The 12281-nt window shown below is 73.3% G+C and carries 2 protein-coding genes; both read right to left on the minus strand.

What is annotated here, in order from left to right; genetic code table 11:
- Positions 1–45 precede the first annotated feature (45 nt).
- Positions 46–10938, minus strand: a complete 10893-nt coding sequence (locus DVK44_RS08305) for a non-ribosomal peptide synthetase/type I polyketide synthase (RefSeq protein ID WP_114659066.1) — start codon at positions 10936–10938, stop codon at positions 46–48.
- Complete coding sequence (locus tag DVK44_RS08310) at positions 10898–12241, minus strand: MFS transporter (RefSeq protein ID WP_114659067.1); 1344 nt, start codon at positions 12239–12241, stop codon at positions 10898–10900. The genes DVK44_RS08305 and DVK44_RS08310 overlap by 41 nt, the downstream gene beginning before the upstream one ends.
- Between the last annotated feature and the right edge of the window lie 40 nt (positions 12242–12281).

Genomic DNA, 12281 nt, shown 5'->3' on the forward strand with positions numbered 1-12281 from the left:
CGGACAGGGTCCGACCGGAGAATGCCGGGCTCCTCGCCGTGGGGCTCAGTCCTCCGTCACCTCCCGCAGCAGTTCCGTGAAGCCCTTCCCCCACGCCTCGACGGTCTCGTGGGTGAACAGGTCCGTGGAGTACTCCAGGGTGACGGTGATGATGTCCGCCGCCGGCACGACGACGAAGTACAGCTCGTTGCGTGCCACCCCCGAGGTGGGCAGGTCCCGTACGGTGGCCCGCGCCGAACGGAGGTCCAGGGTGGGGGGCGGGGTGGTGACCACGGTGAACAGGACCGTGGGGAAGGGCGCGTCCCCGGTGCCGGGCGAGACGAGTTCGACCACGTCGTTGAGCGGCAGGTCCTGGTGGTCCAGTGCGGTGAACAGGGCCGAACCCAGCTGTGCCACCAGGCCGGCGAAGGTTTCGGCCTCGCCGATACGGGCGCGCAGCAGGACCGCGTCGCCCAGCATGCCGACCGTACCGGCGTGTTCGCGCCGGGTGCGGTTCGCGCTGGAGGCGGCCAGCACCACGTCGGAGGAGCCGCCGCGGACTCCGGCCGCCCAGGTGGCGAAGGTCGCGGCCAGCACGGTGTACGGGGTTGTGCCCAGACGCGTGGCGGTGTGCGCGAGCTGCCCGGGGATCTTCCCTTCGACGGTCCAGGTGTGCAGGGCGCCACGGCCGGAGAGCGTCTGTGGCCTCGGCCGGTCGCAGGGCAGGGCGAGATCCAGGGTCGCGCCGTCGAGTTCGGTGCGCCAGAAGCGCTCCAGTTCCGCTCTGCGGGTGGGGTCCAGAGCCTGTTCCGCGCGGGCGAAGTCGGTGAACTGCGAGGTGGGCGGCGGCAGTTCCTTGCCGTCACCGTGGTTCCGGGTGCGGTACAGCTCCTGGAGTTCGCGGTGGATGACGCCCATCGACCAGCCGTCGCAGACGGCGTGGTGGAAGACGGTCACCAGGACCCAGTGGTCAGGTCCGCACCGGGCCAGCCGGAAGCGGAACAGCGGCGCCCGGTCCATGTCCAGCGGCCGGGAGGCGTGTTCCTGGCACCAGCGCTCGACGGCGGTGTCGTCCCCGGCGTGGGCGGACAGGTCGGTGACCGGCAGCTCCACGGGAACCTCGGGCAGCACCTCGACGAGGTACTGCCCGTCGCGCCGTACGGCCCGGCTGCGCAGGGCGTGATGGCGGGCCACCAGGTCCTCCAGCGCGCCCGCGAGGTCGCGGGGGGACAGGTCGCCGCGCAGGTCGATGCGGTGGGCGACGTTGTTGACACCGGGGTCGCTCAGCCCGTGGTGCCGTCGCCACAGTCTGCGCTGGGTGGCGGTCATGGGCACGGTCTCCACCGGCCGTACGGCGGGGGCCCGGCGGGTTCCGTGTGCCGCGATGCCCCGGATCGTGGGGTCGCGGAAGAACTCCGCCATGGAGATCTCGATCTCCAGCTGGTCCGTCACGCTGTTCAGCAGCCTGATCGCGCTCAGCGAGTGGCCGCCCAGTTCGAAGAACGACCGGGTCACCGGCGCCCGGTCCACACCGAGTTCGTCGCACCACAGTTCGTGCAGGGACTTCTCCAGCGGGGTGGCCGGCCGGCCGTCAATGTCCGGGCCGTCGCCCGCGGGCTCCGGCTCGGGCAGCCGGGACCGGTCGAGTTTGCCCGCGGCGTTCACCGGGAGCCGGTCCAGCCGCGCCCAGCGGCTCGGCACCAGGTGGCCGGGGAGCCGGGCGCCGAGTGCGGCGCGCAGTGTGGACAGGTCGTCCGACGGGGTCGAGGGAACCACGTACGCGACGAGTTCGGTGTCGCCGTGCCGGTCGCGTACGGCCACCACGGCGGCATCGCGAACCCCGGCGACGGCGCTCAACGCCGTTTGTACTTCGGCCGGTTCGACGCGGTGGCCGCGGATCTTGACCTGCTCGTCGGCGCGCCCGAGGTACTGGAGCGAGCCGTCGGCGCGCCAGCGCGCGAGGTCTCCGGTGCGGTAGCGCCGGGCCCCGGTGCCGTCGTCGAGGAAGGCGGCGGCGGTCTCGGCGGGCCGGGCGTGGTAGCCGAGGGCGACCGGCGTACCACTGACGTGGATCTCCCCGACGGCCCCCCGGGGTACGTCCCGGCCGGCGCCGTCCAGCAGCCGGATCCGCGCTCCCGGCACAGGTGTGCCGATGGGCGGCCACTCGCCGTCGTCGCCGGGACGGACCCGGTGCGAGGTGACGATGACGGAGGCTTCGGTGGGCCCGTACTGGTTGTAGAGCGCGCACCGCGGGTGCGCGGTGAGGAACCGGCGGAAGGACGGAGTGAGCTGGAGGGCCTCGCCGGCCGAGAACAGCTCACGCAGGGACGGCAGTTCGGGGGCGGTGTGGATCAGGTACTTCAGTGGTGTGCAGGGCATGAACATCCGCTGCACCTCATGGCGGCGTACCGTCTCGGCGACGGCCGCCGGGTCGTTCCGTGCCGCGTCGTCGATGAGGACGAGCGCCGCTCCGCAGGACAGCGTGGTGAAGATCTCCTGGACGCTGACGTCGAAGGAGGGCGAGGTCCACTGGAGGGTACGCAGCGCCGGGTGGCGGGCCAGGTGCCCGCGTACGAGGTGGGCCGGGCCGCGGTGCGGTACGACGACCGCCTTGGGGCGTCCGGTCGATCCGGAGGTGTAGATCCAGTAGGCGGGATCCTCGGGGCGGGCCGCCCTGTCGTCGGTCAGATCGTGGGCCGCCGGGGCGGTCCCGTCGGTGCGGTAGGTGCCGTCCTTGTCATCCGTGTCGTCCACCAGGTGTACGGGCAGACCGGGCGCGAGCCCCGGATGCCGGGCCAGGGTGGTGCCGCTGGTCAACAGCAGGGCGGGGGTGGCGTCTTCGAGGAGCGCGGTGAGCCGCGAGGTGGGCACGGCGGGGTCGATCGGCAGGTACGCGGCGCCGCTCTTGAGCACCCCCAGCAGTGCGGTGATCAGTTCCGGGCCCCGGGGCAGCAGCACCGCGACCCGCTCGCCGCGGCCCGCGCCCAGGGCGCGCAGCCAGTGGGCGAGCGACTCCGCGCGGGCGTCCAGCTCCTGGTAGCTGACACTGTTCTCGTCGTCCACGAGGGCGACGGCGTCCGGTGTCCGCCGGGCCTGCTGCTCGAAGAGCCCGTGCAGGACGTCTTCGCTGGCGGGTGCCGGTTCGTCCAACTGCCCCCACCGGGCGATGCTCTCGCGGTCGGCGGCGGTCACGGCGGTGAGTTCGTCCAGCAGTGCGCCGGGGGTGTCGAGGGCGCGGCGCAGTACCTGCTCCACGTACTCCACGAGGCGGCGCACGGTGCTCTCGTCGAAGAGGGCCGTGTCGTACTCGGCCATGAACCGCACACCGGTGCGGTGGTGGGTCAGGTAGATGCCGATGTCGAAGGGGGCGCGCGGGCTCGGCATGTCGAGCAGGGCGGCCGTCAGGCGGGGCGGGTCGAACTCCACCTCGCTCTCGTTCTCGTACTCCACCATCACCTGGAAGACCGGGGTACGTCCGGCGTCCCGCCGCGGGTTGAGCGCCCCGACCAGCTCGTCGAAGGGCACGTCGCGGTGCTCGTACGCCGCGCTGCTGCTGTCCCGTACGCGGTGCAGCAGGGCCGGGAAGTCCGGTTCGCCGGTGAGGTCGACGCGCAGCGGCACGGTGTCGAGGAAGAGGCCGACGTGGTGTTCGGCGCCGGCGGGCCGGGCGGCGACCGCGGTGCCGAGGACCACGTCCTGTTGTCCGCTGAACCGGCCGAGTACGGCCGCGACCGCGCCGGTCAGTGCCATGAACGGGGTGACCCGGTGGGAGGCGGCGAACTTCCGCAGCCTGCCAGTGAGTTCGGCGTCGAGATGGTGGGTGAGGCTGGCTCCCGCTCCCGAGCGGACCGGGGGGCGGGGCCGGTCGGTGGGCAGCGAGAGTTCCGGGGCCCCGGCCATCTCCCGCCGCCAGAAGTCGAGGGAGGGGGAAGGCCCATTGGACCCGGACGCGGCGTCGGACCCGGACGCCGACGCCGGGTCCGGCGCCGCCTCGGTCAACTCCGGCAGCCCGGCGTCTCCGTCCGGCCCCGCGCGGTAGAAGGCGGCGATGTCACCGACGAGCACCGCTGTGGAGGAGGAGTCGAAGACGATGTGGTGGGCCAGCAGGAAGAGCACATGCCGCTCCGGTGACAGGCGCAGCAGCCGCGCCGTGACCAGCGGTCCGTCGGCCAGGTCGAGGATCCGGCGCCCCTCGGTCGCGAGGACCGCGGCCAGGGCTTCCTCCTCGGTCGCCCCGCTGTGGTCGTCGACCGGGCAGTCGAGCCGTATCCGGTCAACCGTCTCCTGGTAGGGCACTCCGTCGGCGGTCCGGAAGACCGTGCGCAGCGCCGGGTGCCGGTCCGCGGCCCGCTGGAGCGCCCACCGCAGTGTCCCGGTGTCCAGCGGACCGTCCAGCCGGACCGCCTTGGGCTCGTGGTACATGCTGCTCCCCGGATGGAGCTGCTCCAGGAACCAGATGCGGCGCTGCGCGGGCGACAGCGGCTTCCGCCGGCGCGTGAGCACCGTACGTTCCCGTGTCGCGGTCTGTTCCCGGCGGCGGACCCGGTCGAGTACCGGCAGCGCGGCCAGCACCTGTCCGGCCGGCACCCCGAAGTCCACGAAGCAGGCGATCTCGTCCGCGCCCGCGTCCACCAGGCGGCGTACCGTCTCGGCGGCGGTGTCCTCGTCGCCGATGAGGGCACGTGACTCGCAGTAGCGCTCGTAGGCGCGGCCGAGCAGGAACTCCACGTCCTCCTCGGCGGTGTTGGCGAGGTCCACCTGGAACCCCAGGCTGTTGGTGACCTGGTCGAAGAGGGAGAGCGAGGAACGCAGATACGACACGAAGGGCCCGTACGCCTCGGCCTTCGCCCGCTCCGCGTCGTCGCCGAGGTACGTGTGCACCAGCACCACGACCCGGCCGGCCGCGGGGTCGAGCCCGTGCTCGGCGCGGGTACGGCGGTAGAGCGCGATGTTCTCCGCCAGCTGCTCCACGGTCTGGGTCATCAGGTTGGTGACCACCCCGAGGTCCTCGACGGCCGCCCGGCGGTAGCTGTCCGGGTTGCCGACGATGGCCACGTACATGGGGATTTGCGGCTGTACGGGACGGGGTTGCAGGGATATCTCGACCGGCTTGCCGTCGCCCGCGACCGTGGCGTACGGCTGCCCGGACCAGAGCTGCCGTACGGTGGCCAGCTGCTCGTACATCACCTCGCGGTGCCGGCCGAAGTTGTGCGGGGCGAGGGTGAAGTCGGTGGCGTGCCAGCCGTTGGCGATGCACAGGCCCGCCCTGCCGCCGGAGATGTTGTCGACCACCGACCACTCCTCCGCGACCCTGACCGGATGGTGCAGGGGCAGCACGACCGAGCCCGCGTGCAGCCGGATACGGCTGGTCCTGGCCGCGAGCGCGGCGGCGAGGACGGAGGGGTTGGGGAAGAGCGCGCCGAAGGAGTTGAAGTGGCGCTCCGGGAACCACAGGGCGTGGAATCCGTGGGTGTCGGCGTACTCCGACGCCGCCATGATGAGCCCGTACTTGTCGTGGGCGGCGGTCTCGGGGTAGTCACCGAAGAAGTAGAGGCTGAAGTCGCACCCGGTGGCGGAGACCGGATCCGGCGCGCCGAGCGCCGGTACGGGAAGCGCCGGTACGGGCGCTGACGCTGAGGCCGGGGCCGGGGCCGGGGCCGGGGCGACAGGCACGAGGGCCGGAACCGGAACCGGAGCGGCCTGCGCCGGGGCCGGGACAGCGGCCGTCGGCGTTGCGGTCCCCGCGAGCACATCGAGCTGGCGGGAGATCACTCCGGCCACTTGGTCGATGAGACTCTGCGTCATTCTGAGCTGCTGCCCGAACAGCTCATGGAGTTCCGGGGAGGACCCTGCGGGCGCGGAGACAGAGACGGGCACAGACACAGGAACAGACGGTACGGATACGGGCAGCGGCGCGGACCCAGGTGCGGCCCCCGCGCCCGTCGCCTGCCGGGGCGGCTCCGTGGGACCGGCCGCGTCCCCCCGCAGCCGTACGAGCAGCGCGGCCAGCGCGCGCGGAGTGTCCGCCGAGGAGAACAGCTCCCGGACCGGAACCCGTACGCCGTAACGCTGTTCGAGTTCCGTCGTCATGCCCATGAGGGAGAGCGAGTCGGCGCCGAGGTCGAAGAAGGAAGCGTCGGGAGTGACGTCCGCCGGGCTGCTGCCGAGCTTGTGGGCCGTCATCTCGATGATTTCCCCCAGCAGTTCGCCGGGGGCAGCGGCCTCTGCCGCAGTCACCGTCACAGCAGCAGTCACAGCAGCAGCCGGTGTGGTCCGGGGCGCGACCGGCTGCCGCCGGAGGGGATGCCCGGGGAGCGGGATCCGCCCGCCGGGAGGGTTGACCGCCCGCCAGTCCAGCTCGGCACCGTCACGGTAGAGCGACCCCAGGGCCGTCAGAAGCCCCTCCACCTGACCGGCCGCCCTGCTGCCCGGGCCCTGCCCGCCCAGCCAGCGGCTCTCCGGAGCACAGTGCCGGCCGAGTCCGGTGAGGACTTCCCCGGCGCCGATCTCCACGAACTGCCCGGGGCCCTCCGCTGTGGCGGCGTCCATGGCGAGATCCCAGCGGACCGGCCGGCGGGCCTGGCGGCAGAGGTACTCCGCGTCGACGGTCCATCCGGCCGGGCGCGGATCGCCATCGGCCGTGGTGACCAGCGGGATACGCAGCGGACCGTACGTCAACGACTCGGCGCGGGACCGGAATTCACGCAGCGCCGGTTCGACGGCGGCGGAGTGGAACGCCCGGTCCACGGGCAGCCTCCGCCACCGCAGACCCTCGGCGTCGAGCAGACGTACCGCCTCCTCAACTGCCTCCGGCGGGCCGGAGATCACCTGGGCGCGCGGGCCGTTGACGGCGGCCATTTCGGCACCGGCGGCCTTCGCGACGCGCTGCGCCGTGGCGTGGTCGGCGCGGACGGCGAGCATGCCGCCGGGCGCGCAGGACCGGCCCATCAGCCGGCCCCGCCACCCGGTGAGCCGCACTCCGTCGTCGAGGGTGAAGGCACCGGCCGTGTGCAGAGCCGCGTACTCACCGATGCTGTGGCCGAGCAGCAGCGCGGGGCGCACACCGGCGGCGCGCCATACGGCGGCGAGCGCCGACTGGTGGGCGAAGAGAGCGGCCTGGGCGGTCTCGGTGGGCCAGCTGTCGTCCTCGGCGGCGGACTCGTCCAGCAGGAGCGGGAGCAGTGTGCCGCCGAACTCGTCGGCGTAGACCTCCTCACAGCGGTCCAGGATCCGCCGGGCCTCGGGATACGCGGCGTACAGACCGCTCGCCATCCCGCGGCGCGCGCTCCCCTGCCCGGAGAAGGCGAAGGCGACCGGGCCGACCTGGCCGGGCACGCCCCGGGGTGTGGGCCGGGGTGCGGGCCGGGGCTCGTCCAGCGCGCGGGCCAGCTCCCCGGCGGTCCGGCCGACGGCCACCGTCCGGGCAGCGCGGTGCGGGCGGCCCAGTGCCATGGTGGCCGCCACGTCCACGGCCGCCGGTGCCGGCTGTCGCCGCAGCCGGTCGCGGAGCCGGCCGGTGAGTTCGTCCAGATCCTGTCCGTCGCGGGCGGACAGCGGTACGAGCACGGGCAGCCCGGGACCGGCCGCCGCCGCCCCGGCCCCCACAAGGGTTTCGGGGGCCAAGGGGGCTTCCTCCAGGACCACATGGGCGTTGGTGCCGCCGACACCGAGCGCGCTGACCCCGGCCCGGCGCGGCGCGCCCGCCGGGGACGGCCACGGCCGCAGCTCGGTGCCGAGCACCAGCGGGCCGCTGTCCAGGCGGAGTTCGGGGTTCGGGCGGGTCAGATGGAGCGTGGGGACCAGCGTGCGGTGCCGCAGCATGAGCACGGTCTTGATCAGGCCGGCCATCCCGGCGCAGCTGTCGAGGTGTCCGATGCCCGGCTTCACCGATCCGACGGTGCACGGCTCGGTACGTCCCGTACCCTCGCCGAGGGCTCTGCCGAGCGCCTCGAACTCCACCGGATCGCCGAGCCTGGTGCCCGTCCCGTGCGCCTCGACGTACGAGATCGTGGCTGCCGGGACGTCCGCCGTACGCAGCGCCTGGCGGACGACATCGACCTGGCCGGCGACACCGGGCGCGGTGAATCCGACCTTGGCGGCGCCGTCGTTGTTGACGGCGGAGCCGAGGATCACGGCGTGCACGGTGTCACCGTCGGCGATCGCCCGGTCGAGCCGCTTGAGCAGGACCGCGGCCACTCCGTTGCCGCCGACGGTCCCGTCGGCCTCCGCGTCGAAGGCCCGGCAGCGTCCCGTCGGGGACAGGATGGAGCCGGGGTGGCTGAAGTAGCCGGTCTCCTGCGGGAGATGGACGGCCGCGGCGCCCGCCAGGGCGAGGTCCGACTCGCCGCTCAGCAGCGACTGGACGGCCAGGTGGACGGCGACGAGCGAGGTGGAGCAGGCCGTCTGCACGCCGATGGCGGGACCGGTGAGCCCGAGCCGGTAGGCCACCCGGGAGGCGAGGAAGTCGGGTTGCTCCCCGATGACGGCCTGTATACCGGTCGCCGGGTCCGCCGGGTCCGCCGCGTCGTCGGCCGGGCCCGTCGTCGGCGGGTGCTGATGGTCGTAGAGGTTCATTCCCGCGCCCGCGAACACCCCTGTCCTGGTGCCCGGTTCGGGCGCCGCGTGGCCGCCGTGCTCCAGGGCCTCGTGGCAGCACTCCAGGAACAGCCGGTGCGCCGGGTGGGTGAGCCGGGCCTCCTTGGGGCTCATCCCGAAGAAGTCCGTGTCGAACCCGTCGACCTCGTCGAGGACCCCGGCCACCGGCACCAGCCCGGGGGCGCGCCGCTGCTCCGGGCTCAGACCTGCCGCGGCCAACTCCTCCTCGCCGAACACCCGGACGCTGTCGACACCGTCCCGCAGGTTGGACCAGAACTGCTCGACGGAGTCCGCGCCCGGGAAGCGCAGCGACAGCCCGATGACCGCGACGCGCCGGTCAGCCGTATCGCGGTCGGCTGTGCGGCGGTCCGCTGTATCGCGGCCGGCCGGTGCGGAGACTGCGAGATGCGCGGCCAGCGCGGCGGCCGTGGGGTGTTCGAAGAAGGCGGTCAGGGCGACCGGGGTCCCCAGCCGCTCTTCCAGGCGGGCCCGCAGCCGTGCGAGGTGTACGGAGGCCAGCCCGAGTTCGTAGAAGGGCACCTGCTCGTCCACCGGGTGGCCCAGCACGGCGGCGATCTCCTCCCGCACCACCAGAGTCACACCAGCGAGATCGGGCGCGGCATCGTCAGAGACAGGGACAGCCAGAGCGGGAGTGGTCGGCGAACCACCGCTCATCAGGCGTTCCCGCAGCTCGGCCCGGCGGACCTTCCCCGCGGGGGTCCTCGGGAACTCGGCCTCGGGGACGGGCAGGACATGGGCGGCGGTGAGACGGAGCCTGCTGAACAGCGCGGCCCGTACCTCCCGTGCGATACGGGTGTCCTCGGCGGCGCCCCGGCTCACGAAAAGCACGGCCAGGTCCTCCGTACCGCTGTCGGCGTGCGGTACACCGCAGGCGGCCACCTCGCCCGGCCGGATGCCGTCGACGACGGCGGCGGCCTCCTCGACCTCGTGGCAGTAGACGTTGTGCCCGTTGAGGATGATCAGGTCCTTGCGCCGGCCGGTGATCACCACCTGGCCGCTGTCGAGGAAGGCCAGGTCACCGGAGTCCAGCCACTCCCGTCCCATGGGGTAGGCCGCCGCGTCCGCCTCGGGGGCGTTCACGTAGCCGGGGGTGAGCCGGGCGGGTGTACGCACCTGGAGCCGGCCGATCCGGCCGCTGGGCACCGGCGCGCCGAGGTCGTCCACGATGCGCAGGGTGACGCCGTGCGCGGGCGATCCGGCCGCGATGAAGGTGACGTACTCCTCCGGCGCGGTCTGTTCGTCCGCCCGCAGCAGGTCGCCGCCCAGGCTGCTCTTGAGCAGGCGGTGTACGGTGCCCGGCCGGTCGAGCCGTCCGAAGGTGACGGCCGTGACGGTCTCGGCCATGCCCCACGCCGGGACGATGTGCCCCTCGCGGACCCCGGAGGCGGCGGTCGCGTCGAGGAAGCGGCGCAGGACCGGCAGGACGATCTGCTCGCCGCCGCAGAGCAGGCTCTTGAGGCCGCTCAGGTCCCGGCGGCCCTGCGGGCGCTCGTCGAGCGCGTCCGCGACGAGTCCGTAGGCGAAGGTCGGTGCCCAGGAGTGCTGCGCGCCGTGCTCCTCCAGGAGGTCGAGCCAGCGCAGCGGGTCGGCCAGTACCCGTTCGGTCGGGGCGTGGACATTGGTGCACCCCGTGAACACGGCGAGCATGTGGTAGAGGAGGAACGCGCCGCTGTGGTCGACCGGCAGCCAGTTCACCATGGTGTCGCCCGGGGACACGCCCAGGAAGTGACGGGTGCTCGCGGCGAAGTCCACCAGACCGGTGTGGGTGAGCCGGGCGGCCTTGGGCACCCCGGTGCTGCCGGAGGACAGCATCAGCAGCGCGGTGTCGGAACCGGCCGGCTCGACGTGGTCGTCCGCGGGCGCCGCTTCCATACATTCCGCGGCGACGACGACCCGCAGCCCGGGATCGGTGCGTCCCAGGGACGCGGCGCCGACCGCGTCGCTGACCACCAGGGGCCGGTCCAGCAGCGCGACCGCGTGGCGCAGGCGCTCCAGGGCGGGGGTGTCCGGGCCGGGCCGCTCGGCGATGGCCGCGGGCCGGGCGCCGCCGAGCACACAGGCCCAGAAGACGGGGAAGAACTCCGCCAGCGGCAGCCCGCACAGCACCACCGTGTCCCCGGCGCGCAGACCGCGTTCGCGCAGTCCGGCGAGGAGCCGGCGGGCCCGGGAGAGCAGTTCGGGGTACGGGAGCGTCGTCGTGGATCCGTCGGGTGCCACCGTGACGACGGCGCCGACGGCCGCTTCCGCGGCGCGCAGCAGCGCCTGGACGGCGCTGCCCGGGTGGTCCTGGCCGTACTCCGGCTCAGGACCCCGGCAGACGGCCTGCCCTTGTACGCGTTCCATGGGAGTCCTCTCCTTGTCCTTCTTCACTCGTGGATTCCGGTGACACGGCGGTGCCGCGGCCCCCGGCGGCGAACAGCAGCAGGAGCAGGGCCCCGCACACCGCCGCGCCGTGGAAGGCCCCGACCACGGTCAGGGCGGGCAGGACCTCCAGAGCCGCCGCGGCGGCCACCGTGCCCACCCCGAACCCCGCGGTCTCCGCTGTGGCGGACAGCCCGAACAGCCGGCTGCGCTGCCGGTCGGGGGCTGCCTGGAGGCGTGAGGTGTAGACGATCTCGGTCCAGCCGTCGGCGAATCCCGCCGCGGCCGCGGCCGCCATCAGCGCCACGGCGGGCAGCCCCAGGAAGGCGGCCACGAAACCGGCCGACATGGCGCAGGTGCCGGCCACGAACGCCCGGACCCCCCACGCCGAACGGCCCTTGGTACGGCTGAGCACCAGATGGGCGACGACCGTGCCCACGGCCCACGCGGCCCAGAACCGGGCCATGTACGCGGCGGGCGCCAACGGCTCGACCGCGTGCGCGACCACCGGCAGCGCGACATTGTGCGAGGAGGACGCCAGGGCGTCGATCCCCCTCAGCGCGATCATGCCCAGCAGCAGGGCGGGAACCGCCGCGAGCCCCTGCCACGGACGGAGGCCGCGGGACGCCGCCTCGGCGCCGGGCGTACGGTCCGCTTCCGCCGGTGTCCCGCGGTCCTCGTCGTCCGTACGCGGCCGCAACACCAGCAGGGCCGCCGCGCACACCGCGAAACTCGCGGCGTTGACGGCGAAGGCGGCGGCGTATCCGCCGAAGGCGATGACCGGGGCCGCCGAGGCGAACCCCAGCACCGTGGCGAACGACCGCCCCGTGACCAGCAGTCCGTTCGCCCGCGCACGGGCTTCCTGGCCGACCATGGAGGGCACCGCGCTGCGCAGCGCGACGGTGAAGAGCGTGTTGCCCGCGCCCATGACAACGACCACGCAGCCCAGCAGCCACAGCGGTACGGACGCGGCACACAGCGCGAGCACCACCATGGCCGTGCACTGGGCAGCGTCCGCGCCGATCATCATGGCCCGACGGGTGGTCCGGTCCGACAGCGCCCCGGCCATGAGCCCGGCCACAAAGCCGGAGGAGAGCCGTAACGCCATCACCAGGCCAACGCCCAGCGCGCTGTCGGTGACCTCGTAGGAGAACAGGCTCAGCGCGATCAGACTCAGATAGTTGCCGTAACCGGAAGCCGCGTACGCGGCGACGAGGGCACGGAACCGCCTGTCGACGCCGCCGACTACGCCTCCTTGAGCCGGCGATTCGGCACGACGCGGCAAGATCGAAATCTTAAGCTCCCATGACTATTAAATCAGCAGC

It is taken from the genome of Streptomyces paludis (assembly GCF_003344965.1).
In the GTDB taxonomy this organism is placed as follows: Bacteria; Actinomycetota; Actinomycetes; order Streptomycetales; family Streptomycetaceae; genus Streptomyces; species Streptomyces paludis.